This window comes from Streptomyces sp. NPDC002640 (assembly GCF_053592575.1).
In genome coordinates this window covers 52854-77477 of record NZ_JBSFVZ010000005.1, presented here as the reverse complement: position 1 = coordinate 77477, position 24624 = coordinate 52854, and the positions used below count along the sequence as shown (strand labels likewise).

Sequence of the window (24624 nt, the reverse complement as noted above, 5' to 3'; positions counted from 1 at the left end):
GTTCAGGCGGCGGCGTCCAGTCCGAGCGCTTCGTCACGGGCCGCGGTCTTCTCCCCGGAGGCCAGGCGCAGCGCGGCGGAGACCAGGGCGAAGTGGCTGAAGGCCTGCGGGAAGTTGCCGAGTTGGCGATGGGCGACGCAGTCGTACTCCTCGGCGAGGAGCCCGACGTCGTTGGCGAGGGCGAGGAGCTTCTCGAACAGCGCGGTCGCCTCGGCGGTCCGGCCGATCATCGTCAGGGCCTCGACCAGCCAGAAGGAGCAGGCGAGGAACGCGCCCTCGTCGCCGGCCAGACCGTCGGCGCCGGTCACGTCTCCGGCCGTGCGGTAGCGCAGGATCAGGCCGTCGGCGCCGGTGGACAGCTCGTGCTGAATCGCCTCGATGGTGCCGATGACCCGCTTGTCGTCCGGCGGGAGGAAGCCCACCAAAGGGATGAGCAGCAAGGAGGCGTCCAGTTCGGTGGAGCCGTAGGACTGGGTGAAGGTGTTGCGGACCGGGTCGTAGCCGTGGGCGCACACGTCGGCGTGGATGGCGTCCCGCAGCTTGCGCCACTTCTCGACGGGGCCGGTGGCGCGGCCGGCCTCGATGCGGCGGACCATCCGGTCGGCGGCGACCCAGCCCATGACCTTCGAGTGGACGAAGTGCCGCTCAGGGCCGCGCATCTCCCAGATCCCTGCGTCCGGCAGGTGCCAGCGTGTCTCGACCTGGGCGAGCAGGGCGCTCTGGAGGGCGAAGGCGTCGTCGCAGGGGGCGAGGCCGGCTTCCTCGGCGAGGTGGAAGGCGTCGAGGACCTCGCCGAACACGTCGAGCTGCGGCTGGTGGGCGGCGCCGTTGCCGATGCGTACGGGGTGGGAGCCTTCGAACCCGGGGAGGTGGGGCAGGGTGCTCTCGGGGAGGTCGCGTTCGCCCCTGATCGAGTACATGATCTGCACGGTGGCGGGATCGCCGGCGATGGCGCGGGCGAGCCAGTCCCGCCAGGCCGCTGCCTCCTCCAGCTGCCCGGTGAGCACCAGGACGCTCAGCGCGATCGCGGCGTCCCGCAGCCAGGTGTAGCGGTAGTCCCAGTTCCGTACGCCGCCGATCTCCTCCGGCAGCGAGGTGGTGGGGGCGGCGACCATGCCGCCCGTGGGAGCGTAGGTGAGGGCCTTGAGGACAATCAGCGAGCGGTGGACGGCCTCCTGGTACGGGCCGGTGTACGTGCTGCCGGCGGACCAGTCGGACCAGAACGCGACGGTGCTCTCCAGCGCGGCCGCGGGGTCGGGGCGGTGCGGCGCGGGCAGGTGGGAGGGCTGCCAGGACAACGCGAGGACCTGCTGCTCCCCGGCGCGGGCGCAGAAGGTGGCCTCCACGTTCCCGTCCGCGTGCTCGCTCAGCGGTATCGAGGAGTCCAGGTAGAGGGAGTCCGGTCCGGCGAGCGCCGCGTACCGGTCACCGCCGAACTGGTGGGGGTGGCGCACCAGGCGGGGCGCGACCTTTCCGTAGGCGAAGCGGATCAGGATCCGCGAGGACATCTGCACCTCGCCGCGGACGCCGTAGACGATCCGGATCAGCTGGGGGTTGCCGCTGCCGGGCGCCCGGGTCGGCATGAAGTCCAGGACGCGGGCCTCTCCGTCGGGCGTGGTCCAGGTCGTCTCCAGTACGAGGGTGCCCGGCAGGTACCGGCGCCGTACGCGGGCGTCGGGAGCGGTGGGGCACAGGTCCCACGAGCCGTGCTCCGGGGCGCCGACCAGCGAGGCGAACGCGGCGGGGGAGTCGAAGTCGGGAAAGCTCTGCCAGGTGACGGAGCCGCGGCGGTGGATCAGGGCGGCGGTGTGCATATCACCGACGAGGGCGTGGTCCTCGATGAGCGCGGTCATTAGGGTCCGTTCGGGTTGACCGTTGGCCGCGGGGTGGCCAACGGATCGTGCGGGTGCGGGTGCGGGTGCGGGTGCGGGGATCAATGCGTCTGCCGTTGGCGCGGACGCGCGCCGGCGAGGGCGACGGCCCGGGCCAGGCGCCACGCGGTGCCTTCGGAGGTTTCACCGACGTGGTGAAGGTGGGCGGTCAGCAGCGCGCGGAGTACGGAGTCGGGATCGGCCGGGGGCGAGGCGCGCAGGGTTTCGCGGTAGGTGACCAGCGCCTCGTGGCGGCGCAGCCAGGGGCCGTCGACGAGTCCGGTGGCGGCCGGGATGCGGCGTAGACCGGCCCACCCCTCGCTCGGGTCGGCGACCGTTCGGGCCTGTTGCACCAGGGGGCGGGACAGCGACGCGGCGGCGGCCGGCTTGGGCTGGGCGACCAGCCACGCCATCCCCTCGGTCACGTCCTGGTGGAAGCCGGCCGCGATGGCGATGACGTTGGCCGCCGCCAGTACCGGCTGAAGGGCCTGGAGGGCCGGGCGAGCCAGTTGGCACGCGATGACGGCGGCGTCGGCGGCGAACGCATTCTCTGCGGCGCTCAGCGCGGCCCCTTCCCCCCACAGGCCCAGGTGTGGCCGGTACGGGACGAGGGCGGAGTCGCTGATGACCCCGGTGTCGTTCAGGTCTGCGGTCCATTGCCCGAGCCGGGTCAGGGCTTCGGCCGCGTCGCTGGGGTGGGGCAGGCGCAGGGTCAACTCGGTGTGGGGGCGGTCGCCTTCGTCGTGGGCGGTGACCCACCACACGCAGTGGGGGAGGTCGGCGGCCAGCGCGGGGAGGTGGTCGGTGAGCAGCGCGCGGCGCACCTGGGGCTGGCAGTGCAGGCGGGCGCAGAGGTAGCGGGAGGCGCCGGGCAGGTAGGCATGGTCGCGGCGGAGGATCGGCGTGCTGCGGACGGCGGGCCCGGGTCGGGCGGGCGCGGAGGACGCCAGGTAGGTCACGAACTCGTGTGGGCGCCCGCCGCACCAGCCGTAGGCGTTGTCCGGTTCGGCCTCGGTGAGGGTGAGCTCTCCGAAGTGGGGCCGCTCCGTGTGGGAGCGCAGCAGCGCACGGTGTGCCGGCTGTTCCAGGTCCAGGCGGAGCCGGTGGTCGTAGCGCTCCAGGTAGACGTTGCGCGGCAGCCTCCACCGTTCCCGCAGGGCGGCGAAGGACTCCTCCCATTCGGCGGTCGAGGCGCTCGCCGCGGGCAGGCCGGTGTGGACCAGGCGCCAGGTGGCCGGGCTGAGGATGCTGCGCCCGGCCCGTACGCGCGGCAGGAACGCCAGATGCCGCGCCGCCGCGCCCCAGTCCCATGCGGCGAGGTTGCCGATGCTGCCGATGAGCCGGCTGCTCTGGCCGCGCTGGAGCTCGTCGATGAAACGCGCGACGGCGGGCGTCTGGCACTCGAGCTGAAGGGGATGGGGAATCGCCGCTTCCAGCACGCGCTGCCGCGACAGGGAGACGAGGTGCAGCCGTTCCCCGTGGCAGGTCACGGCAAGATCACTCAGCGGGATGAGGTCAGGGTCTGCCGGCCGGTACTCGGACAGGGAGATCAGGGGGGCGACCAGGCGGGGGGTGCGTGTGATGTAGGAGGCTCTCGGCATCAGGGAGGGGAAGGAGACCTGCACGGGCAGCGCGCCGCGGACCGTCGTCGGGCGTCGGGCCATCATGCCCAGCAGGTCACTGGGGGAGTCTTGCTCGGCGAGCAGGGCGGCGAGCCGGCCGCCGCTGAAGTGGCCCCACCCGCGGCCGGTGCGGCGCACCGCGAGGCTGAAGTCCCCGGCCTCCAGCTGCTGCGCGTCCGCGGCGTACACCGAGGCCGTCAGCTCGATGTGCGCCGGCATGTCCTGTGTCGCCGCGGGTGGCTGCCCGGCGGTGAGCTGGTGGACGAGGTCGTCGTCGAGGACGAGATCCTCGCCCGCGGCCCAGGCGCGCTGGGCGAGGGCGGCCAGCAGCCGGTCGCGGTGCAGGGCGTCGGGCTCGGGGGCCCGCGCGGTGCCGTGGAAGTCCTCGGGCAGGCCGAGGCCGCAGTGCGGGTCGAGCAGGTCCGTCAACGCGATCAGCGTGCCCTCCCCGTACCGGCTGCGGAACCGCTCGCGGTAGCGGATCCACGCCTGTGTCCCGCGCGGTTCCGGGGTGACCCGGGCCAGGACGCTGGCGGCCGCCTCCGCCTCCCAGGCCACCGCCCGGGGCAGGACGACGGTCGCGTCCAGGCGGGCGTCCACGGCGAGCGGTGAGGGCTCGTCGGCTAGCGTGCGCATCCGGGCGGCGATCTCGGTCCGCTGCCGGTCGGCCTTCTCCGACAGCGGGTCCTGGTCGTCGAGGTCACGCATCTGCGCGTGGAGATCCCGCAGGGCGAGGGCGATCTCCGCCGCCGGGCCGCTGCGCATGGCGCCCACCCGGTCGAGCTCGGCGATCACGTACCCGAGGGTGTCCGTCTGGGTGCCCGAGGGCTGAAGACTGGTCAGCAGCATCCGCTTGGAGATGAGGACGTCCAGCAGTTCCTCGGCGTCGCGCGCAGGGAGATCAGGGTGGACGGCGCCGAGTTCGCGCACGAGGTCCCCGTACGGCAGGGGCGTGCGCGCCAGCTCGATGACCGACCTGACTGCGGCGGTGTGCCGGAGCGACACCTCGCGCACGGCCGTGCTTGTCTCCTCCAGCTCGCGCGGCTGCCAGGGCAGGACGAGACGTTCACCGCGTACGCGCAGCGCGTTGTTGGCGAGCAGCCGCAGGCGCTGCCGCACCTCGGGGATTGCCTCCAACTGCTGTACGACGGTGGCGAACCACAGGCCGGCCGGACGGGTGAGGGTGCGGTGCGTATCTCCCCACCGCGCTTCGGCGTTCGGCCCGAAGCGCCCCTCGGCGATGCCGGCGTAGAGGCCGAAGGGGGTGGCCCGGTGGGCCAGGCGCAGGACGTAGCTGAGCAGGGTCAGGGCGATGCGCCGCAGGGGCTCCGCCTCGGCGGGCGCGTCCTTGAGGGTGTCGAGTTCACGGGCGAGGTCGGGACTTGCGTGCCGGACGGCGGCCGCGATCTGCTGGACGTCCCAGACCTCGAGCGCCCAGCGCCGCCACGATGCCGTCGCGGCGGGCGCTGCGGTGGTCGGGTCCGGCGCCGGCGGGACGGGGAGGTCGTGGAGGAGCACGGACCGCACCATGATGCCGGGCTGGGCGCGGAACAGCGGGCGGGAACCCATGGCGTCGTGGCCTTCCTGCTGCGGACAGCTGTCGTAGTGGTCGGGGGCGAGGCGGATCAGGCGTCGGGGAAGAAGTGCTCCAGCGCGTGCGCGGTGTGGGGGACTTCGGTCTCCTGGAGGTCGAGCACCTCGATGAGAGCGGGGCTCGGCGGCTGGTCGCGCGGTTCCTGATGTCCGGCTGCTTGCGGGGCGCCGGTTGTCGGAGGGGAGAGATGGCTGAGGACGGGCATGGTCACAACTCCGGTGCCGGAAGGGAGCAGGTGGACATGTCGGCCGCGATCGCGGTGACGATGGGGTGGAGCAGCAGCGGCTTGCTGAGCGGAGGACCGTCCAGGTTCATCCACCCCCCGGTGTCGTCCCGTTCGTCCATCTGCCAGTGGAAGGGCGGCAGCGTCACGCTCTCGCCTGTGTGGAGGTAGGTGGTGCCGGGCGGCCAGGCGGGGGTGTCGGATCGCTCAGGCAGGAAGACCCCGCGCTGCCCGGCGTAGGAGAAGACCCAGCCCAGGGCCGAGGCCGCCATCGTGGCCCTTCCGAGGGTGCGCACAACGCGATCAGTGAGGGGGCTGGGCATCAGCAGGACCTCCCAGCCCGGCCCGACTGGCCTCGACTGCGGAGCACTGTCCAGGCTCCCCGGTCGGGCAGGGGCCGTGCCGGGCGAGCGAGTAGCGAGGGTCACGGCACGGGTCCTTGCTGGCAGGGTTCCGGCGTCCCGGTCCCGGGCGCGCAGGTACGGGGGGAGAGCTCGACGGCGAGCGGCGCGGCGCTGTACCCGCGCAGGAGGTTGTTCAGGACGCGGACCGGCTCGCCGTCGAGCGTGAGGTGGGAGCAGCGGGCGGCCAGGGCCCGCAGGACGGTTCGGGCCTGGAGCTCGGCGAGCGGGATGCCGGCGCACAGGTGGGGTCCGCCGCCGAAGGCGAGGTGTTGGTGGTTGCGCAGGCGCCTGACGTTGAACTCGTCGGCTTCGTCTCCCCAGTGGCGGGGGTCGCGGCCGGCGGAGCCGTACAGCAGCCACACCTGGTCGCCCGCGGGCAGGTGGACGCCGCCGATGTCGGCGTCCTTGGTCAGCAGCCGCCCGAAGCCCTGTATGGGGGCTTCGAGTCTCAGGGCCTCGTGGAAGGCGGGCGTGGCCCAGCGGACGGGGTCGCGGCGGAGGACCTGCCACTGCTCCGGGTGCCGGGCGAGCTGGACGAGGCAGTCGGCGAGGCCGAGGACGGTGGTGTCGATGGCCGCGGCCGTGTAGGCGGAGGCGAGGGGCACCGCGTCGCTCTCCTCGATCTGCCCGGCGTCGACGGCTTCGAAGATGGCCCCCATCCACGACTCGGAGGGCACGTTCTCGCGGATCAGCTTCTCGTGGAGCATCTCGACCATGCGGGACGCCAGCGGCAGCGCCTGCTGGTAGCGGTCGCCGTGCGGGCCGAACACGTCGAACGTCGCCGCGGCGCCGGACAGCAGCACCTCCCGGTCCGCGTCGGGCAGGCCCATCAGCTCCATCACCGTGTCGCAGACCATGTGGCGTGCCAAAGCGACGGCGTCGAACCGGCCCGGCTCTGTGTACTGGTCCACCAGGCGTTCGGCGCGGTCGGTGATCCTGCGGGCCAGGGTCTTCATCGCGCGGGGGGCGAGCTGCTTGGACAGCACCTTGCGGAGCTTGGCGTGCTGTGCGCCGTCGGAGGCGAGGACCGTGCCGGCGAGGATCTCCTGGTTCGCCAGGGCGGTGAGGGCTATCCCGCCCTCGGAGCCGAACATGTCCGGGGCCTTGAGGATCGCGGCGAGGTCGGCGTGCCGGGATATGGCCCACACGCCGTACTCCTCCAGGTGCACGGCGGCGCCGGTGCTCCGCAGGGTGCCGTACGCGGGGTAGGGGTCGGTCAGGAGCTCGTCGGTGAAGAGGGGAAGGGGGCTGGAGGGAGAGAAGGCGGGCATGGGGGTCCTTCGGATCAGGCGGTGGCGGACTGGCTGAGCCGGTACTTCAGGAGCGTGAGCAGCGCGAGGGTGCTCGAGCCGGACTCGCGGGCGTCCAGCTGGAGCAGGGGGATGTGCGGCGGCAGAGCTATGGCGGCGCGCAGGTCAGCCTCGCTGTAGGCCGGTGCGCCGTCGAAGGCGTTGACCGCAACGATGTAGGGCACGCCGCGGACGTCGAAGAAGTCGATGCTCGCGAAGCAGTCGGCGAGCCGCCGCGTGTCGGCCAGGACGATGGCTCCGACCGCGCCGCGGACCATGTCGTCCCACATGTACCAAAACCGGTCCTGGCCGGGCGTGCCGAACAGGTACAGGGTGACGTCGTCGACGGTGCGCCGGCCGAAGTCGAAGGCGACGGTGGTGGTGGTCTTCTTCTCGACTCCGTCGGTGCGGTCTATCCCGGTGCTTGCCTCGGTGATGACGGCTTCGGTGTTCAGCGGTTCGATCTCGCTGACCGCACCGACGAACGTGGTCTTGCCGACCCCGAAGCCCCCGGCGACGACGAGCTTGACGACTTCCGGAGCGGGTTCAGTTGGCACCCCGTGCCCCCCTGGTTTCTTCTTCGTATTGGGCCTGCAGGGCGGCGTGTACGCGCTCCATGAGGCGGTGAGTGACGTTGTCGTTGCGGGACATGTCGACCGGGGCCTGGGTGGTCACCATCTGGCGCTGCCGGAGGTCGGTGACCAGGACGGTGATGACCCCGACGGGCATCTGCAGCAGTCCGGCGAGCTCCGACACCGCCCTGGGTTCGGAGCACAGGTCCAGAACGAGCTGATGCTGCTCGCTGAGCAGCCGCCCTCCGTGTCCCGTCTGGGCGGTGATCTGGGTGTCGATGCTCAGCGTGGCGTCGGGAGCCTGGGTGCGGCCGCCGGTTCCGGCGTACGGCCGCGTCCGGCGGCCGCCCGACGCCGCCGTCACAGGATCGTCCCGCCGTGCTCGCCCGTGGCCAGCTCTCGCTGCTCGACGTCCAGCATGCCGCCGAGCTGACCGGCGAGATCGGTCAACTCGAAGCCGAGCTGGCCGAGGGTGGCCTCCTTCGACGCGTGCACGGCGATGACGCAGTGATTGCCGGCGCGGCTGGCGACGCACCAGCCCTTCTCCGTTTCCACCACCGTGCGCAGCATGTGGCCGCCGCTGATGTAGTCGGCCTGCCGCTGGGCCAGGGTGGCCATGCTGCTGGTCATCGCGGCCAGGTGCTCGCCCAGCTCCTGGCGTGCGGCCTCGGCGGACTTGTCCCTGGAGGGGTCGGCGGCCACGTTCGTCCAGCCGCTCATGTAGCGGAAGATGCCGTCCTCGGTGACGACGACCGCTCCGAGCACGTGAGCGATCTGGCCGACGCGCTGGTCGAGGAGGTTCTGGATCTCGGGGTTCATGATGTCTTCTCGTCCTTATCGGTGGGGGTGGTTCTGAGGGGCCTGCTGTGTTCCGGCCTGGAAGTCCGCCCAGTCGGCCCCGACTTGCTGGGGGTCGGACTCGTCCCTCGCGCCCCGCGGCTGGGGGGAGGGAGCGCTGTTACGCAGGATGGGGTTGAGGTGCTGGCCTGCGTGGCGGCGCGGCAGCGGTACGGCGTCGGCGTCGGTGGCTGCCGGAAGTGCGCCGGCGCCGAGGTGCTCGGCCTGACGCTGCGCATGAGCGGCGGCCGGGTCCAGGGCCGGCTGTCGCCGACGAGGCAGGGAAGCGCGTGACGTCACGCCGTCCGCGGCCGTCGTAGTGGGAGCCGTCGGCGCGGCGGGGCGGGCCGGTGCGGGAGGCGCGAAGGCGTCTTGCTTCACCGTGGTGAGCGCCTTGTTGTCGATCATGACGACGGCGGTGATCCCGCTGTACGCGGATCGCCTGAGCGACACGTTCAGATGGTGGTTGCCGGCCAGGCGCGCGACGACGAACAGGCCGAGCTTGCCTCGCCGCTGTGCCATGGCCTCGAACGTTGCCTGGTTGTGCTGGGCGAGTTCGGCGTTGGCGGCGTCGATGGCCTCCTGGGGCATCCCGAAGCCGGTGTCCTCGATCTCCAGGGCGATTCCGTGCACGGCCTTGACGCTGCGCACGGTCACATTGCCGGTGGAGTTGCCGATCCCGTTCTCGATCAGCGCGGCGACGATCTTCACTGTGGCGGCCGCGTGCTGTGGGGGGATGAAGGCGGTGTCGGTGACCTGGTTGGCTACCCGCTTGGGAGAACCGGTCTCCACCGCGGCGTCGTTGACGAGGTCGAGGATCGACCTCGGCCGGTCGTAGAGGTCCTGTCGCATGCTGCCGGCCAGCGTCCCGACATGCTCCTGGTGGCGGCGGCTGGCAGAGACGGCCCCGTCGATGGTGATCAGGTCGTCCAGCAGGGCAGAGTCGACGTCCGGCCGGGCCATCACCTTCTCCAGGTGGCCCAGGGCCCGGTTGATGTGTCCGAGGGTCCGTTCGGTCGCCGCCGCGACGAATGCGCCGATCCCTCGGCGATCGCCGGCCTGAGCGGCGGCCTGGCGCACCGCAGTGCGCTGGGCCTCGATCAGGGCGGCTTGGACGTGGCTGAACTCGTCACCGCGGTCCGGCTCGAGGAATTCAGCTTCTGCGTCGACCGCTTCGCCGCGCATCAGCCGGTCCACGACCTGCGGTAGCCGCTCGGCGCCCTCCTGTGTCTGCTGACGCAGCTGACGCAGCCGCGAGGAGATGGAACGGATCAACCAGATGATGAGCCCGGCGATCAGCAGGATCGCGACCAGGCTGAAGGCGGCCTGGAGGAACACCTGAGTGCGGATCTCGTCCGCCCGCTGGAAGCCGTGGGCGAGCAGCCCCTGCGTCCGCTGCAGGTTCAGGCCGGCGAGCTGCCCGCTGGCCTTCGCGTACGCGTCGTCCCACTGGAGGAGGGAGGACCGGCCGCCGATCTGCCCGTTGCCGAGGTCATCGGCCGGCGGGGTGATGACCGACCGCTGCGCCGCCTGGAGCTCCTTCCACTCCGGGCTCGCGGTGATCTTGTCGTAGAGCGCCTTCTCCTGCTCGGGCAGATAGGGAGCGATCCACCGCTCGTACATCACCTGCTGGGTGCCGTACACCTCCGCGAAGGCCACCCGGTGGGCGTCCGTCATCTGCCCGGATTCCCGGGCCTGGGTGATGAGCATGTCCTGCTGGGCCAGGGCGTCCGAGGCGTAGAAGAGCCCGACCAACGGCCTGGTCTCCAGGGTGAGCGGGCCGTCGTCCATCGCGCTCAACGCCTGGTAGAAGCTGATCATCCTGTTGATCAGGGAGGTGTAGTAGCCGGTGGCCTCATCCGGCTCGCCCTCCCGGGCATCCACGCTCTTACGCACCCGGGGCAGGTCATCGAGCTGCCGGTAGACCGCTTCGACGTACTCCCATCGGTGCCGCTGGTCGGTGCGCAGCTCGGTGCCGGACAAGCGCCTGAAGGACGCGAGACCGGCGTCGGTCTTGCCCCGTTGCGCCTTCAGGGCCGCCTTCGCTGAGGAAGACGGGTGAGCCAGGTAGGCGGCCGTGAGCTTGCGCTCGGCCTGTGCCGCGATGAATAGGGGCAGCGACGCTTCGCCGCCGAGGCGTCCCGTGGTGCTGTCGTTGCGCAGGTTCCTCTGCTTGTCCCAGGCCGGCACGGCGTTGACGACGACCAGGGCGAGCAGTGCGGTGATTGCGACGGTGGCCACGACGATGAGTCGGGTGCGCACCGTCATGATGCGCCGCGGCGCCCTGTGGCCAGAGCGGTCTATGGGGGTCATGAGTCCTCGGACGGTGGGAGGGGTGGAAAGGCGTGGGGGCGTGGACCGGCTGCCGCGGGTGCGTTCTGGGAACCGCGGCAGCCGGGAGGGCAGCACGGGGGATCTGCCACTCGCTTTCGGCTTCCGGGACCGGGTCGGCGGTGTGCCGGGACGGTCCCCCGGTCCCGGAAGCCGAAAGCCCACGGCGAGCACCGGCGACGAGCGGGGCATGGCGTGTCGCCGGGCTCGGGTCTATGCGGGGGGCCCGCAATCGCTCAGCGAACCCGCAGCGGCACTGACCAAGTCGGCTGCCCGACTCGACTGACTCCGCGAAGGGATCCTGGCGGGACCGGGCGTCGGCGTGCGGACGAGCGCGGGGAGGGGCAGCGGCTCGGTCTTGGCGAGATCCGGCTCGACCACGTTTCGGTGGCCGTCCACTGCCTGGTCGTCGGAGGGGAGAAGATCTTGTGTGGCCGTGCGACGCGGCAGGGCGTTCTCCGGGAGAGCGCCGACCAGGGCCTGGGCGATCTCTGCAAGCCGGATGGTGAGGATCACCAAGGGCATGCGTCCATCCGGCACCGGCTCGTCACGGATACGGCGTGCCTGGCTGACCAAGTCCGGGGCCGTGTCGTCCAGGAGCTGTTCCAGGTGAGGGAGCTGCCGGCGCAGGCCCGCGAGGAGCAGCGTGACGTCGTTGTCGTCGCGGGGCAACGGTGACGCACCCAGCACCCGTTCCACCAGGTCCTCGACGGCATGCACGGCGCCGGGCGACGGGGAACGCCTACGCCAACCAAAGGCCTGGCGTAATGCGGATAACACGTAGTCTCCGATCTGAGAGGGCCGCTGCGAGGGGAAGGGCAGGTGCCCATACACCTTCTGCCTTGCGCCTGTCGATGCAGTGCGGAGCCTGGCCGCCGCAGCATTCGACAGCGGGAAGGCAAGCGCGTTCGGCGGCGCACTCTCGGAGGCCGCAGGTCCTGCTCCGAAGTGGTGGGCCGAAGAGCGAGTGATTGCATAGACGCTCACGATGCTCGCCTCCGGGGGGTGTCGAGCTCCGTCCACACGGTCTTGCCGCTGCCGGACGGGTCGGTCTCGACGCCCCAGCGGTCGGAGAGCTCATCGACAAGCCGCAGACCGCGCCCGCTCGCCCGGCTCGCAGAGAACTCCCGCTCCTTGGGCCGTACGCCGGACGGATCACGCACGTCCAGGCGCAGCTGGACGTCAGACCAGACGACGGTGACCTTGATGGTGATCCCGGGCGGGAAGCCAAGGCAGCCATGCAGGACCGCATTGGTCACGAGCTCCGTACAGATCAGGACGACGTCGTCCGCAACGTCACCAAGGCCGTCCTGCTCCAGCCGTGTGCGCAGTTGACGCCGCACCCGCGAGACGGCCGCCCGCTCGGCGGGCAGTGAGACCTCGAACTGGGGCTCGTCCGCGCCGCGTGTGCTGGCACTGTCAAGGGGGAGGTGGGGCACGGCACACACTCCTTGGGCCGGGAGGGCCATGCCCCCATGCGGCATAACGGCGGGTAGAGCCGTCGGGCAGCCGGGCTTCCTGAGCGTCAGGTGGTTCATCGGCCGCTTCTCCTCTCCTGCCATCGGGCTTTCAGGGCCACTCGCCCGGCGGGTTCGTGTGGATGAGGTCCTCGAATCACCTGCGCTGCCGCAGGGGTTGAGGAATATCGTCTTCACGAGACAACCGCGTCTTCGCGGCGCTGGGTATCCCGGCAAGGTCGCGGGACCAATGAACGTGATGAAAGATCGTTTCGGGGACGAGGACGCACCATGGGGCGTACGCGCAACGTCAAGCTGGCCGCTGCGATTGCCCAGGCGGGCCTGTCTCAGGCCCGCCTGGCTGCGCGTGTCAGGTCGGTTGCCGCGGAACATGGCGCCGACGAGCTGACCGGCGTGGGCCAGTCCCACATCGCGAAGTGGGTGGGCGGCGTCGTCCCCGAGCCCCAGGCTGCCCGTATCTTGGCCGAGACGCTCTCCCGATGCCTCGGTCGCCTCGTGACGCTCGCCGACATCGGACTGACGGCGGACACCGACGAGCTCGAGCTGCCGGCGTGGAGCGACGACCCACTGACAACGCTGGTGACGCTCGGGAGCAAAGACATGGTGGACATCGACCGCCGACACCTGCTGGCCACCTCGGCTTACTCGGTGGCTGCCCTGGCCCTCCCCGACGACCAGTGGTTCGAGCGGGCCGCTGACCGAGCCCGGGCGCGCAAACCCCTGTCGAGCTACGTGGTGACGGCTCAGGACGTCGAAGACGTACGGGAGATGACCGCGATCTTCTCCCGCCGCGACCAGAAGCGCGGGGGCCGCGCCGGCCGCGCCGCCCTTGTCGCATACCTCCGCACAGATGTCGCCGAGCTTCTGAGCGGCCGGTTCCTGTCCGACGGCGTCCGGAGCTCGATGACCTCCGCCGCAGCCGAACTCGCCTACCTCGCGGGATGGACGGCCTTCGACGGGCGGGAGCACCCCCTCGCGCAGCGCTGGCTGACGATCGCCACGGGCCTCGCCGAAGAGGCCGGAGACGCTCCGCTGGCCGGGCACATCCTGCGGGCGATGGCCCACCAGGCCGTCGACCTTGGGCAACCGCAGGAGGCCGTGCGGCTGGCCGAAGCCTCCCTGTCCAGCCGCCGTTACGCACACGCCTGCTGGCGGGAACGCTCGCTGCTCGGCGTCGTGCACGCTCGCGGTCTGGCCGCGGCCGGCGAGAAGAAGGCCGCCGTCGCCGCACTTCTGCGTGCGGAGCAAGACCTTGGACGGGTCAGCGACGGAGAAGACGAGCCGAACCGGGTGTTCTTCTACACCGAGGCCAGCCTCGCCCATGAAACCGCCGCCGCTCTGCGGGACCTGGGCGACCTCAAGGGCGCCGAGACGCAGTTCCACCGCAGCGTCCGGACACGGCGAGCCCAGTTCGCGAGGACGCACTCCGTCACCCTGGGCTACCTCGGCGCTGTGCAGGCCCAGCAAGGACACCTCGACAGCGCCTGCGAGACCTGGAGCCAGGCCCTCGACGCGATGACCGGCGTCCAGTCGGGCCGGGCGAAGGAGACCGTTGTCCAGATGCGTCGCGCGCTCTCGCCCTTCCGGAACCGGGCTGGAAGCCAAGCCGCGGAGCTGGATGCGCGCGCCCGCTCCATGCTGAGCCAGGCGTAACCTGCGGGACGTTCCCGCCTGGACCCGCGCGAACCTGCCCTTCCCGACCCGGCGGACGTCGCGGTCGTCGGGGCTCCGGCCCGGACCGGTCGGCGAAGGCGCGCACTGCGCCCCATAGGCTGACCGGGTTGAAGTGCCGATGAACCTCCGCCGGGGCCGGGACGGCCCAACGCGCAGGTGACGAAGGGGACGCTGATGGCCAGCCCAACGCGGATCGAGATCACAGCAGTCGCGCAGGTCGTCGCGGGTCATATCGACCCCGTCGACGACTTCCAAGGCGGTGTGGAGTCGATCATCCGCATGAACGAGGACTTCCCCCTGGAGACCCTTCAGGGGCTCCAGGAGTTCTCGCACCTGGAGATCCTGTGGCAATTCAACCGGGCCAGCCCCACGGACGTGGCGCTGCACGCGCGTAGCCCACGCAACAACCCGGCCTGGCCGGCCACAGGCACCTTCGTCCACCGGAACCATCGACGACCGAACCAGCTCGCCGTCAGCCATCCGAGGCTGGTGAGGGTCGAGGGACGAGATCTTCACGTCACCGACTTCGACGCGGTCGTCGGAACCCCCGTGTTCGATGTGTCGCCGTACTTCCCGGTCATGGGCCCCCGCGGAGAGATCCACGTCCCCAAGTGGGTCGACGAGATGCTCGGGAACTACTGGGATGCCCCGCCCGTGAAGCGCTAGCCCATGTCGGGAGCGCGCCATCCGCAGATGCGCACGTTCCTGGGCCTGGCGAGAAGTTGAGCGCGCGATCACAGATCCACCACCCCAGCGGTCAGCACGGCCCGCACGGTCTTGCCCTGCATGTTGGGATCGGCGAACCATGTGAGGTCTGTGATCGCCCGCCGCCTGACGAGCTCGATCAAAGGACCCTTTCCAATCCCGGATCGAACTTCTCGGAAGTCGGCGAACCCGGGGTTGAAGTCCTGCACATCAACGAGCAGTTGCTGCTCCACTGTGATGCTCAGGCATGCGCGAAGAGCTGCTTCCGTGTTCGCGGCCGCGCGGCCGTGCTGGAGGGCGTTGTCCACGAGTACGGACAGGACCTGCAGCGCGGCCGGCACGCTGCCATGCCAGTTCAGCATCGTGAGCCCGACGCGTCCCTTGACCCGGGCCATCCGCCGGGCTGTCGGCATCGCGAGCTCGACAGGGTGCTGCCTGGTGATCGGACTGCCGATCGGGGTCAGACGGGCCACCGGGGCCAACCATCCTGAGCCGACACCGTTGAGGGGATGCACCCACGCGCGGTCTACTGCGTAGACGCCGGGGCCGGCCGCCACTCGGACGTCGCGTCCGCAAGTCACGTCGCGCGCTAACTGAACAGATGACGGCGCCTGGAGAGCCCCAGCGTCCGGTGGGATGGCGTCCCGCCGGGAGGCGCTGGGGATCCCCCTGTCCTCGTCTCCGCTTGGCGTCATGGACTTGCCTCTCAAGCCTCGGCGTCATCGCTCACAGACCCGCGCTCTGCCTCTGAGACGGCATGGCACGGCAGTTGACCGCCACGAAGTGGTTGCGCATCGTGGTCGCCTACTTACGATGGACCTAACTTGGCACAGACCGCAACCTCCTGAGCTACAAAATGCAGGACTGCGTGCGGAAGAAGTGCAAGCGCTCCCCTCGTAGCCTTGCGGCGGCCGCGTCCGTCACACTGACGGAAGACAAGGACAGAGGAGGACGAAGGTGGGACAGCCAGCGCGACGTACGGCTCGCCGGCGCCGGTTGGGCACCGCTCTGCGCGAAGCGCGTGAGAAGGCAGGGACCAGTCCGGAACAGGCCGCCAAGGCCATCCATGGCGACAAGCCGAAGATCAGCCGCATCGAAACGGGACGCCATCGCGTCAGCCGTCTCGAGCTGGAAACGCTGATGGATCTCTACAAGATCAGCGATCTGAAGGTACGCGCATGGCTGGTCGCGCTCTCGGCCGAGGGTCAGCGGCGCAGCTGGTGGCGCACCCACGGCGACAGGCTCGAACCGGACTTCAAGGAGCTGCTCGCGCTCGAAGAGGACGCGGAACGAATCGTCGCGTTCCAGCCGCAGGTCCTGCCCGGCCTCCTCCAGACGAAGGAGTACGCCGCCTCCGTCATCAGCGCCAACGACCCGACGCTGGATCATGAGCAGGTCGACTTCTACGCGAACATCCGGCTCCGCCGTCAGGACGTCTTCGAGAGGGACACCTTCCTCGACTACCTCTGCATCGTCACGGAGGGCGTGCTGCGCCAGCGAGTGGGCGGCGCTGAGGTGATGAAGGGCCAACTGCGGCATCTGCTGGAGATCGGCGCAAAATCCAACGTGGAGATTCGCGTCGTCCCGTTCAGCGAGCAGGGATATACCGGAACCAGCAGCGGGGCCTTCACGCTCTACAGTTACCCAGACCAGCTGGATCTCGATGTCGTGCAGGTGGAATACCTGGACGGGACCCTATATCTGGAAGAGGAGACAACTATTCGAAAGTACAGAGACTCGCTGGACCTGCTGCGATCGTCGATGCTGTCGACATCGAAGTCGAATGACCTGATCTCGGAAATCCGCCGAGAGCTTTGAGACGCGAAGAAAGTGAAATGATGCGGCACGACCTGCCGGAAGGCAAGTGGAAGAAGTCGTCCTACAGCGGAGCGCAGCAGGGGGACTGCCTGGAGGTACAGACGACGGAGGAGGGCCTCGTGGCTGCACGCGACAGCAAGGCCCCTCACCTGGGCGCCTTCGTGTTCGGCGCTGACCAGTGGGCGGCCTTCGTCGACGATGTAAAGAGCGGCCGCCTCGGGTGATCACCCGGACGGAAATCTGACGTCCGAGCGGATACGCCGCGAGTATGTGCGCCGACAGCGTCCCTCCCCAAGGTTGGTGGGGAGGGACGCTGCATCTACTTTCCCCCTTTAGAACCCAAGCCGCAACAAGCCCCTCCGCATCCGCGGATCCCCCTGCTGCAGTCACATCACATTGCAGGCATCGCTTCGACCGCTCTCCCGAAGGGGGCCGGTAAAGGGACAGCACGAGCGTCCCGCTCAGCGGTCGCAATCATGTGGCAGGAGAGTTAGGCGCCTCGTGCTCCGGCGTCGAGGGTCTCTGCCGCACCGAGCGCCGCCAGGACCTGAGCACGTCCCTCGGACAGAGGCAGGGTGCCGAGAGTGATCGCTTCGGCGATACGCGCCGCGTGTTCCAATGCAACCGCCACGCCGGTCGGTTCCCTATTAACGGTCAGCAACTCGTACCCCGCGCGGAGCGCGGTCGCGAGGTCGCCGCCGTGGTCCTCAGGGCCGTTCGCGGCCAACGGGCGCAGCCACAGGTCGGCATGGGACTGCACGATCTGGGTGTAGGGGCGGTAGTCGGTGACGGTCCCACATCGCCCGCCGGCTCCTTCAGTGCTGCGCCGTCCACTCCAACTGTTCGCCAGCCATCGGTGGCGTCGGCAGACCTCCAGCCGGTAGTCCACCGACCGGTCGTGTGCGCGGGCGCGCCGTTCGATGACGACGGTCGACGGCTCGGTGCACGTAGTGATCTGGCGCAGGACCGGCACAGCGGTACCTCCTCCTGGTCGCGGATGAGGATCTGATCATGGCCAGGGAATGGAAGGACTATCGTCCACGATCGGACGCTACTGATGTGACCCCCCTCTCATTCTGCGGCGACGTGCGGGTTGCGGCGCCGACCTTCGTGGTGGCCGCAGTGATCGGGTGCGCCTCGTCGGCGTTTACCCAGACCCCCTCGGCGACCTGGTAGGAACCCGTCGGCGTCTCTCCCTTGGGCAGCCCATTGGGGAAGATCCAGAAGCCGTTCTCTCCCCGGTACGCCCCTGCGGCCTCCCGGGCTTTCTCGGTCTCAAGGGCTTGGCGGACGGCGCCGCACGACGTGCACGGGCATTCAGCCGGCTGCACATCGGCGAGCCAGGATTCGTACAGCTCCTTCCCCCTGTTCGTGGGCAGCCCGCGGCTGATGGCGACCGCTTCGAGCATGGCATCCCATCGGGCGGTCTCGGTTGCGGGCGGTACGACGGTGCCTCCGAGGGTCCGGTGGCTGCGCTCTTGGTGGACGTGGCGGAAGACGCGTACGGACATGCCGCGAGCCTGACAGCCGAGACACTACGGGACCAGGGCCTTGCGGAAACATGCGCGTCAGGGGCTCCTGCGGCATGACACAACCAGTCGGTGCGGAAATGGCCATGCCCCTGACATCAGTCAGGGGCATGGCATCCCAAGCTGCAAGCAATGCGACGGTGTTGGCGAGAGGCAGCAGGATGTGTTGCAGGGCTACGAGATGGTGAGGATGCGATCCAGTTCGGCATCCAGTGCCGCTCGCACGCTGGGCACAGAGGTCTCCCGGCCGTACGGAACCACTTCGGTCGTACGGCGGAGAAAGTCTTCGATCGGCGGCCGAGGGGCCGTCAGAAGCGCGCTGGCGTCGCCCACACGGAGACGGAAGACGATGTCGTCTGCGTTGCGCGGATCAGGACCGATCTGCACATCCCCTTCTCCCACCTGCCGGACCAGGCCGTCTCGGATCAGGTCGCGGTTCACGTGCCAGACGACAGGCTCGTCTCCCATGCTCATGCGGAAGACGATCCGTACGGCGTACGGGTCTTCCAGCGCGTAGTGCAGAAACGCTGTGATGACGAAGCATGGGTGCGGCTGCGGCATGTGGAGCCTCATCGCAAAGGCGGTGCTGACCGGCTCCTGCACATCAGTGCTCATCGAAACTGATCTCCTCGGTAGTGAATGGCAGGAGTGTCTAGCTGAGGCCGTTGAACCGGGGTTCCGTCGCGAATCTCTTGCCATCCGTGAGCAGGTGTCGACGTTGGTCTCTTCGGGGACTGAGCACGCAACCTACGGGGTGGAGCGGACAACCATCCGGAGCTCCTGTCTGTGATCACCACCGCCGACGGGCCGTGTCCGGTTGACCGGTGAGCATGCGGCGGGGCCACCACCGCGGTGGCCCGCAAGGAGGTCACGACTTTGCCCGCCGACTACATCCCTTCGCCGGCCGAGACCGCGGAGGCCATGCCTGCAGAGATCGAAGATCAGGTGCACGCTGACTACGCCGACTGGAGTGTGGTGACCAGTGTGGACGAGAGCCATCCCTTCCCCATGCTGGTTCTGGGCAACGACAGGGCCGAGTTGCATCTTGAGCTGGGCCCGGAACGGCTGGACGAGCTCCTCGGTGCGCTTGCCGCACAGATCCAGGAGAGCGACGACGGTGATCTTGACTACCTGGAGCCCGATGATGCTGCGCGGAAGCCTCTAACCAGGCGGATCGGTTCCAAGGCAGTGAACGCCTCGGGTTGGCCGACCGCCGACCGCTGGTGGCGGTCGGCCGATTCAGGTACGCGCATCATCGTCGTCGGCGTCATCGTGGCGGTCATGGTGCTCGGGCTGCTAGTGACGTTCTGAGCCCAACGTGACGAGGCGCCGTCTTCTCCAGCCCGCCGGGTGTTGCTGTCAGGCAGTGCGGTCGCTGCTTCCTCGAATGAGAGCGAGTTGCTGTTCATTGGGCAGCTGGTCGAGAAACGTCGCCTCGCCGTACTGCTGCGCCTTGGCGGACAGGGCCTCTTCTTCTGTTGCGCCTGCAAGGGAAGCCCAGGTGGCGGTGCACCACGGCTCACCGACGAAGTGGTGCAGTCGGCCGTGGGAGAAGCACCACGCGAAGACGATGGGGTCACTCAATGGTTGTCCTGAGGTGCTAGTCGCGAAAGGTGGTGATGGGCAACGTACCTGGCGGTACCGACAGTCATGCTGTCGCCGCGGAGTGCTCTGCTTCATCGTTCGTTGAGCGGGGTCCCGGGGTAGTGAGTGCGTCGGCCGTGCGGATGCTGGAGTGCAGGGGCCAGCACAGGACAGCCCCGAGTGCTCCAGCGCCGCAGATGGTCCATGTCGCAGTCACTCCTCCGCCGTGGCTCAGGGACCAGGCGGCAAGGAGAGGCGCGGCGATGACCGCCAGGGCGAGGTTGCTGCCCCACAGGCCGGCGTACCGTCCGTGTGCTCCAGGCGGGGCAAGGCGGGAGACGAGGTCGCCGGCTGCGATGAACAGGATGATCTCGCCTGGGACGGCGGCGGCTGCGGCAAGGCAATAGCCGGCGGTGGAATCCGCCAGACCGGCCAGGCCCATGCCGGCGCCCAGGAGGAGGGCGCTGGTGGCCAGCAGACCGGTCATGGGCCCTCCGTGCGCAGCGCGTCTGCTGAGCCATGGGGTCATGAACGGGGACAGGATCAGTACGGCGGCCGCGTTCGCTACCTGCGTCCAGCCGTATGCGGTGGCGTCCAAGTCGTCGTAGCTCATCAGCATCGGAAGGGCCGTGAAGACACTGCCGGCGCAGATGAGTGCGCAGAGGCTGGCGAGGGAGAGCAGCCACAGACGGGCATCGCGTACCGCGTGGGTGTACCCCGTCTTGGTTGCCTCGGGGCCGGTGCGGCGGGTGTACGGAGGGAGTAGGAGTACGGCGGCCACTCCGAACATCGCGCAGGCGAGCGCATTGACCCAGAACAGTGTCGGAAGTCCTGCTGTGGCGGCAAGATAGCCGCCCAGTGATCCAGTGAGGGCGGCGCCGATGTTGACGGCGAAGTGTCGCCAGCCGTTCACCAGTACCTGCTGCGCCTTGGTGGGGAAGGTGTCGTCGATGAGTGTGGTGATCACCGGCCGGGCGGCGTCGTAGACCACGCCGGTGAGGAGGGCGGCGGTGATGAGCCCCGTTGGGGAGCGCAATTCCGCCAGGATCGGCAGGATGACCGCGGCTGTGGCCATGGCGTAGGCAGTGTTGCGCGCGGTCCGATGCGGTCGGACAGCCAGCCGCCGCCCACCTGTCCTATGAGCCAGCCTGCGCCGAAACTTGCCACGACCCAGCCGGTCGTCTGTGCGGAGAAGCCGAGGCTGTCGGCGTGGTACGGCAGGAAGGGGTAGGCGAAGCCGAGGGCACGGATGGCGAAGGTTCCGATCAGGGCTGCCCAGATGATCGGGGGCCATCGGCGGTTCTCGGCTGGTGTTGTGGTGGTGGCCTGCGGCGAAACGACGGCAGAAGGCACGGCTGCTCCAGGGGTCAGGTTCCTTGTGCGGGGGTGGTCGCGCCGAGGCCTGCTCGGTCAGGTCAGCGCGGGGGTGCGGATGGAGTCCGCGAACAGGGCGGCGGTATCGGCGGCAGCTGCTGCGCCGGTGCTGTCGGGGCGCCGAAGGAGACAGCGGACGATGGGGGATCCGACTACGACGCCGGCGACGTGAGGGGCGACCTGCTCGGCAAGCTCGGGGCTGGAGATGCCGACCCCGGTGACGATGGGGACGTCGGACAGTCGCTTCAGCCTGCGGGTGAAGGCCTTCAGGGCGGCTATGTCGAGGTGTCCCTGGTAGCCGGTGCGGCCCGTAACGGCTGGGGCGTACAGCCAGCCGCTCGCAGGTGCGGTGACCTGGCCGAGTTCGGTGTCGGTGGCCTGTCGGGGGGTGAACTGCAGGTTGTGGAGTCCTGCCGCCCGGGCGGCTACGGCCCACTCGGCAGCTGCAGCCGCGGGGAGGTCCGGGATCAACGCTCCTGCGGCGCCGGCGTCGGCGAGTTCACACGCGAATCGACGCGGATTGTGCGCGCGTACGGGCTCCCAGTACGTCATCACCAGCACGGAGGCTTGGGTGGTTTCGGCTGTGCGCCGGACCGTGGTGAAGACGTCCTGGATCTGTGTCCCGTGTTCGAGGGAGCGCTGGTTCGCCGCGGTGATGGCCGGTCCGTCGAGGGGGGCATGCGGGTGGGGCAGGCCGATTTCGAGAACGTCCGCTCCGGCCACGGAGAGCATCTGCAGGGTCTCGATGTCCAGGCCGGGGGCCGGGAATCCGGCCGGCAGGTAGGCACCGAATACGGGTACGGGCTGGGCCAGCCTGGCGGTGAGACGGGCCGCAGCGGGGGTGATGTCGTGCACGGAAGGTCCTTGGGGGAGTGATCGGCCGGGGCCGGGAGGCCCGGGCTACGGGGCGGGGGTGGGAAGCGGATGTGTTTGTTCCTGCTGCGCGTCTCGGAGGGCCTTGGCCAGGGGGCGGCACGCGGCGACGGCGACGAGTGCGCTGCCGACCAGGAGGGCGGCGACCAGGGGGCGGCCACCGGTGTTCAGCGCCAGGGCTATGCCGAGCGGCGGAAGAGAGGCGACGGCGGTTGCTCCGCTGAGGACTGCCTGGTAGCGGCCGGTGGCGTTGCGGGGGGCGTGGGTCGAGATGTAGGCGCCGAGCGCGACGGAGAAGGCGATCTCACCGGGGACCAGGAGCGCGGCCGCGGCGGCGTACCCGAGGGTGGTGTGCTGCAGAGCGGCGAGGCTGATGCCAAGCCCGAGAATGGCGCAGCCGCAGGCGAGGATGGGGACGAGCGGATATCTGGGGGTGTCCCCGGAGCCGACGAGCAGCCGGGTGAGGGGTGGAGTGAGCGCCAGGACCGTGATCGTGTTGGCGAGCATCGCCAGGCCGTAGCTGGTGGGCGGGAGTCCGTCGTCGGTCATGAGTAGCGGCAGGACAGAGACCAGTCCCCAGGCGCAGGTCATGCCGCAGACTGCCGCGACGGCGATCCAGCGCAGTGAGGGGTCGGCGAAGACCTGGCGGTAGGTGACGGCCGGGACGTCGGCGCTGTCAGTCGCGGTCCGTGGTGTCAGGACTCGGTAGGCCACGGCCGCAAATCCCAGGCACGCGAGTCCATTGACGACGAAAAGGGCTTTGTAGCCGTAGTGATGGGCCAGGTATCCGCCGGCTGCCGCGCAGATGGCTATGCCGACGTTGGAAGCCCAGTACAGCCAGGACTGCGCACGGGTACGGCCGGCTTCACTGTCGATGGTGGCGTTGATCTGCGCGCTGACCGCCGGCCGGTGGATCTCCATCGTCATGCCGAGGAAGAACGAGACCAGGAGCAGGGCGGGAAACGACTCGGCGATCGCGAGGGCGAAGCAGGCGAGGGAGGACAGCGCCATGACGAGCGAGAGGCCGACCCGTTGTCCCAGCCGGTCTGTAAGGGCCCCGGCTGAAGCGAGGCCAGCGCACCAGCCGAGTCCGAATGCGGTCAGTGCTGCGCCTGCGGCCGTGGTGCCGTATCCGAGCCCGTCAGCGACGTAGTAGCCCAGGAAGTCCCATGCGAAGCCGGCGGCCTTGATGAGCAGAGAGGAGGCAAGCAAGGTCCAGACGACGGATCGCGCCGCTCGCATCGCTGGGCTGACGGGCGGGGTGATGATGGTGGGGGCGGTGGTCATGCAGCTGCTCCGGATACTTGAGGGGCGAACGCCCGGTTGTGCTGGTGGGAGAGGGGTGGGTGGCCCGGATTGAGCCCGGACCTGTCGGCCGTCTCTGGAACCCGACGGACAAGTTCGAGCGCCGCGATGCTCAGCCCCGACCGCTTCGTCTTCGTGGAGGTGCGATCTCTTGTTCCAGCTCGAGGTCGGCGTCGATCTCCTGCTGAATCGCCGGGTCGTACCGGGGTTCGAGGAAGACGTCTTGCCAAACCGGTCGAGGTGACAGCGGCTGCCGACGGGCTCGCCCGGGAAGGGTGGTGCGTGCGCCCGGGACCTGTCGGGGTCGGGGGGCTGGCTGAGCGGGTGACACTGCGTCTCCTCGTCGTGGCGTGAGCAAGTGGGCCGCAGAGGGCATCAGCGGTCTGGAGGGGTGGGCGGTGCCCCGGCCCTGGGCCGGGGCACCGCCCAGCGCGTGTGGGGGGAGCCCGCGTTGCGGGCATCGCGTATACGGAGGGCCCAGCGGTGACAGCTCGCACCGCCTGGCAGGTTCGGCTAGCCGGCGAGGCTGAGGAGCATGTCCTTGCGTATCCAGCCGTAGGTGTTCGCGGCCATGCCGCTCTTGGACCGGTAGATCAACTTGCCGTAGTACCAGTCACCCTTGCCGCAGTAGATGCGCAGGTCGTCGCCGTCGTAGAGGAATCCCTTGGAGGCGTACGACGTCCCCGGGCCCGATCGGTAGTTGATTCCGTTCCCGTCGACCTGGGCGTTGTGGTCCGCCAGGTTGTAGGTGCAGCTGGAGGCGGTGGCCGCTGACGCTGCCGGTGCCAGGGCGGCCGCCCCGCCGGCCATGAGGGCCGCGGACAGGGCGACGGTGGTGAAACGGCGGATGGACTTCATGAGTGCTGCTCCTTCGATCGCTGGCGCTTCCTGAACAAAAGCCATAAATGCGACACGCCTGAGCAGGCGGGGGTAAGGGGTGTTCTCACCCCCGCCTGATCGGTTGCGACGTGGTATTACGCGGCGTCGGGCTTGCCGGCGCCTCGAGCGGCGCGGCGCTTGTTGATGCCGGCGACTCCGAGGGCGGCAACGCCGGCCGCGAGCAACCCACCTGCCGCCAGGCCGAGCTGGGTGTTGCCGTCCGCTCCGGTATGGGCGAGCGATCCGCTCGGCTTGCTGTCCGCCACGTTCTGGGTGGTGTCGGACACCCTGCTCGCTTCGGACTTGCCGTTGCCAGCTGCCTCACCCGCCGGCTTGCCCGACCCGGCCCCCGGCGTCGACTCGTCGCCACCCCCAGGGTTTGAGGTCGGGTCCGGGGTGGGGTCGACGCTCGGGTCCGGCTTGGGGTCGGGCTTCGGGTCCGGCTTGGGGTCGGGCTTGGGGTCGGGCTTCGGGTCCGGCTTGGGGTCGGGCTTCGGGTCCGGCTTCGGGTCGGGCTTCGGGTCGGGCTTCGGGTCCGTACCGGGGTCCGTACCGGGGTCGGTGCCCGGGTCCGTACCGGGGTCCGTACCGGGGTCGGTGCCCGGGTCCGTACCGGGGTCCGTACCGGGGTCGGTGCCCGGGTCCGTACCGGGGTCCGTACG

27 protein-coding genes are annotated in these 24624 nt (G+C 69.6%); 5 read left to right on the top strand and 22 right to left on the bottom strand.

Translation table 11 applies throughout. The features are described 5' to 3' along the window. Positions 1–2 precede the first annotated feature (2 nt). The 11 genes from ACWD3O_RS08675 to ACWD3O_RS08625 form a co-directional block, all read right to left on the bottom strand. A complete protein-coding gene (locus ACWD3O_RS08675) occupies positions 3–1853 on the bottom strand; it encodes a glycoside hydrolase family 15 protein (RefSeq protein ID WP_451415302.1) in 1851 nt (616 codons plus the stop codon). Positions 1854–1933: 80 nt separating this feature from the next. Beyond that, positions 1934–5062, bottom strand: a complete 3129-nt coding sequence (locus tag ACWD3O_RS08670) for a lantibiotic dehydratase (protein ID WP_451415301.1) — start codon at positions 5060–5062, stop codon at positions 1934–1936. A gap of 56 nt (positions 5063–5118) precedes the next feature. Then, complete coding sequence (locus ACWD3O_RS08665; protein ID WP_451415300.1) at positions 5119–5292, bottom strand: hypothetical protein; 174 nt, start codon at positions 5290–5292, stop codon at positions 5119–5121. Between the two features lie 2 nt (positions 5293–5294). After that, positions 5295–5582: a hypothetical protein gene (locus ACWD3O_RS08660; RefSeq protein WP_451415299.1), complete on the bottom strand. Its 288-nt coding sequence runs from the start codon at positions 5580–5582 to the stop codon at positions 5295–5297. Positions 5583–5734: 152 nt separating this feature from the next. Further along, entirely contained in the window at positions 5735–6985 is a 1251-nt protein-coding gene (locus tag ACWD3O_RS08655; RefSeq protein WP_451415298.1) for a cytochrome P450, read from the bottom strand. Positions 6986–6999: 14 nt separating this feature from the next. Continuing rightward, complete coding sequence (locus tag ACWD3O_RS08650) at positions 7000–7560, bottom strand: GTP-binding protein (protein ID WP_451415297.1); 561 nt, start codon at positions 7558–7560, stop codon at positions 7000–7002. Continuing rightward, a complete protein-coding gene (locus ACWD3O_RS08645; RefSeq protein WP_451415296.1) occupies positions 7550–7939 on the bottom strand; it encodes a DUF742 domain-containing protein in 390 nt (129 codons plus the stop codon). Before ACWD3O_RS08645 ends, ACWD3O_RS08650 begins: the two co-directional genes overlap by 11 nt. Beyond that, entirely contained in the window at positions 7936–8394 is a 459-nt protein-coding gene (locus ACWD3O_RS08640) for a roadblock/LC7 domain-containing protein (protein ID WP_451415295.1), read from the bottom strand. The genes ACWD3O_RS08645 and ACWD3O_RS08640 overlap by 4 nt, the downstream gene beginning before the upstream one ends. A gap of 15 nt (positions 8395–8409) precedes the next feature. Then, positions 8410–10653: a nitrate- and nitrite sensing domain-containing protein gene (locus ACWD3O_RS08635; RefSeq protein ID WP_451415294.1), complete on the bottom strand. Its 2244-nt coding sequence runs from the start codon at positions 10651–10653 to the stop codon at positions 8410–8412. 303 nt (positions 10654–10956) lie between these two features. Further along, entirely contained in the window at positions 10957–11463 is a 507-nt protein-coding gene (locus tag ACWD3O_RS08630) for a hypothetical protein (RefSeq protein ID WP_451415293.1), read from the bottom strand. A gap of 263 nt (positions 11464–11726) precedes the next feature. After that, positions 11727–12182 carry an ATP-binding protein gene (locus tag ACWD3O_RS08625; RefSeq protein WP_451415292.1) on the bottom strand — a complete coding sequence of 152 codons (456 nt, stop codon included), beginning with the start codon at positions 12180–12182 and terminating at the stop codon, positions 11727–11729. Positions 12183–12491: 309 nt separating this feature from the next. On the opposite strand from ACWD3O_RS08625, the gene ACWD3O_RS08620 reads away from it, so the two are divergent. Continuing rightward, positions 12492–13874 carry a Tat pathway signal protein gene (locus ACWD3O_RS08620; protein ID WP_451415291.1) on the top strand — a complete coding sequence of 461 codons (1383 nt, stop codon included), beginning with the start codon at positions 12492–12494 and terminating at the stop codon, positions 13872–13874. Between the two features lie 195 nt (positions 13875–14069). Then, a complete protein-coding gene (locus ACWD3O_RS08615) occupies positions 14070–14561 on the top strand; it encodes a TrmO family methyltransferase domain-containing protein (RefSeq protein WP_451415290.1) in 492 nt (163 codons plus the stop codon). Positions 14562–14629: 68 nt separating this feature from the next. Here the strand turns inward: ACWD3O_RS08615 and ACWD3O_RS08610 are convergent, their stop codons facing one another. After that, complete coding sequence (locus ACWD3O_RS08610) at positions 14630–15073, bottom strand: ATP-binding protein (RefSeq protein WP_451415289.1); 444 nt, start codon at positions 15071–15073, stop codon at positions 14630–14632. A gap of 484 nt (positions 15074–15557) precedes the next feature. Here ACWD3O_RS08610 and ACWD3O_RS08605 point away from each other — a divergent pair, with 484 nt between their 5' ends. Continuing rightward, positions 15558–16418: a helix-turn-helix domain-containing protein gene (locus ACWD3O_RS08605; protein WP_451415288.1), complete on the top strand. Its 861-nt coding sequence runs from the start codon at positions 15558–15560 to the stop codon at positions 16416–16418. A 17-nt stretch (positions 16419–16435) separates the two neighbouring features. Next, positions 16436–16642, top strand: coding sequence for a DUF397 domain-containing protein (locus ACWD3O_RS08600; protein ID WP_325749212.1), 207 nt, complete (start codon positions 16436–16438; stop codon positions 16640–16642). Positions 16643–16908: 266 nt separating this feature from the next. On the opposite strand, the gene ACWD3O_RS08595 is transcribed toward ACWD3O_RS08600, so the two are convergent. The 3 genes from ACWD3O_RS08595 to ACWD3O_RS08585 form a co-directional block, all read right to left on the bottom strand. Beyond that, positions 16909–17391 (bottom strand): hypothetical protein, encoded by a 483-nt coding sequence (locus ACWD3O_RS08595; protein WP_451415287.1) that lies wholly within the window; start codon positions 17389–17391, stop codon positions 16909–16911. 58 nt (positions 17392–17449) lie between these two features. After that, the gene (locus ACWD3O_RS08590) at positions 17450–17929 is read right to left on the bottom strand and encodes a hypothetical protein (RefSeq protein ID WP_451415286.1); all 480 of its coding nucleotides are present in this window, start codon (positions 17927–17929) and stop codon (positions 17450–17452) included. Positions 17930–18121: 192 nt separating this feature from the next. Further along, on the bottom strand, positions 18122–18562 hold the full coding sequence (locus tag ACWD3O_RS08585) for an SsgA family sporulation/cell division regulator (protein WP_451415285.1): 441 nt from the start codon (positions 18560–18562) through the stop codon (positions 18122–18124). Between the two features lie 261 nt (positions 18563–18823). Here ACWD3O_RS08585 and ACWD3O_RS08580 point away from each other — a divergent pair, with 261 nt between their 5' ends. Beyond that, entirely contained in the window at positions 18824–19258 is a 435-nt protein-coding gene (locus tag ACWD3O_RS08580; protein ID WP_451415284.1) for a hypothetical protein, read from the top strand. Between the two features lie 48 nt (positions 19259–19306). On the opposite strand, the gene ACWD3O_RS08575 is transcribed toward ACWD3O_RS08580, so the two are convergent. The 7 genes from ACWD3O_RS08575 to ACWD3O_RS08545 form a co-directional block, all read right to left on the bottom strand. Continuing rightward, positions 19307–19531 (bottom strand): hypothetical protein, encoded by a 225-nt coding sequence (locus tag ACWD3O_RS08575; RefSeq protein WP_451415283.1) that lies wholly within the window; start codon positions 19529–19531, stop codon positions 19307–19309. Positions 19532–19595: 64 nt separating this feature from the next. Beyond that, entirely contained in the window at positions 19596–20606 is a 1011-nt protein-coding gene (locus ACWD3O_RS08570) for an MFS transporter (protein ID WP_451415282.1), read from the bottom strand. Continuing rightward, positions 20495–20884 (bottom strand): MFS transporter, encoded by a 390-nt coding sequence (locus tag ACWD3O_RS08565; RefSeq protein WP_451415281.1) that lies wholly within the window; start codon positions 20882–20884, stop codon positions 20495–20497. The genes ACWD3O_RS08570 and ACWD3O_RS08565 overlap by 112 nt, the downstream gene beginning before the upstream one ends. Before the next feature lie 57 nt (positions 20885–20941). Continuing rightward, a complete protein-coding gene (gene trpA / locus ACWD3O_RS08560) occupies positions 20942–21760 on the bottom strand; it encodes a tryptophan synthase subunit alpha (protein WP_413093173.1) in 819 nt (272 codons plus the stop codon). 45 nt (positions 21761–21805) lie between these two features. Then, the gene (locus ACWD3O_RS08555) at positions 21806–22990 is read right to left on the bottom strand and encodes an MFS transporter (protein WP_451415280.1); all 1185 of its coding nucleotides are present in this window, start codon (positions 22988–22990) and stop codon (positions 21806–21808) included. A 606-nt stretch (positions 22991–23596) separates the two neighbouring features. Next, positions 23597–23941, bottom strand: a complete 345-nt coding sequence (locus ACWD3O_RS08550) for an SH3 domain-containing protein (protein ID WP_332757089.1) — start codon at positions 23939–23941, stop codon at positions 23597–23599. A gap of 116 nt (positions 23942–24057) precedes the next feature. Continuing rightward, the coding region (locus ACWD3O_RS08545; RefSeq protein ID WP_451415279.1) for a hypothetical protein at positions 24058–24624 on the bottom strand (567 nt) is incomplete at its 5' end.

Excerpts from the sequence above, each read along its gene's own strand:
- ACWD3O_RS08640 (WP_451415295.1), bottom strand. The coding sequence starts at position 8,394 with ATGAACCCCGAGATCCAGAACCTCCTCGACCAGCGCGTCGGCCAGATC.
- ACWD3O_RS08675 (WP_451415302.1), bottom strand. The coding sequence starts at position 1,853 with ATGACCGCGCTCATCGAGGACCACGCCCTCGTCGGTGATATGCACACC.
- ACWD3O_RS08655 (WP_451415298.1), bottom strand. The coding sequence starts at position 6,985 with ATGCCCGCCTTCTCTCCCTCCAGCCCCCTTCCCCTCTTCACCGACGAG.
- ACWD3O_RS08620 (WP_451415291.1), top strand. The coding sequence starts at position 12,492 with ATGGGGCGTACGCGCAACGTCAAGCTGGCCGCTGCGATTGCCCAGGCG.
- ACWD3O_RS08550 (WP_332757089.1), bottom strand. The coding sequence starts at position 23,941 with ATGAAGTCCATCCGCCGTTTCACCACCGTCGCCCTGTCCGCGGCCCTC.
- ACWD3O_RS08615 (WP_451415290.1), top strand. The coding sequence starts at position 14,070 with ATGGCCAGCCCAACGCGGATCGAGATCACAGCAGTCGCGCAGGTCGTC.
- ACWD3O_RS08665 (WP_451415300.1), bottom strand. The coding sequence starts at position 5,292 with ATGCCCGTCCTCAGCCATCTCTCCCCTCCGACAACCGGCGCCCCGCAA.
- ACWD3O_RS08570 (WP_451415282.1), bottom strand. The coding sequence starts at position 20,606 with ATGGCCACAGCCGCGGTCATCCTGCCGATCCTGGCGGAATTGCGCTCC.
- ACWD3O_RS08590 (WP_451415286.1), bottom strand. The coding sequence starts at position 17,929 with ATGTCCGTACGCGTCTTCCGCCACGTCCACCAAGAGCGCAGCCACCGG.
- ACWD3O_RS08670 (WP_451415301.1), bottom strand. The coding sequence starts at position 5,062 with ATGGGTTCCCGCCCGCTGTTCCGCGCCCAGCCCGGCATCATGGTGCGG.
- ACWD3O_RS08600 (WP_325749212.1), top strand. The coding sequence starts at position 16,436 with ATGATGCGGCACGACCTGCCGGAAGGCAAGTGGAAGAAGTCGTCCTAC.
- ACWD3O_RS08660 (WP_451415299.1), bottom strand. The coding sequence starts at position 5,582 with ATGGCGGCCTCGGCCCTGGGCTGGGTCTTCTCCTACGCCGGGCAGCGC.
- ACWD3O_RS08585 (WP_451415285.1), bottom strand. The coding sequence starts at position 18,562 with ATGAGCACTGATGTGCAGGAGCCGGTCAGCACCGCCTTTGCGATGAGG.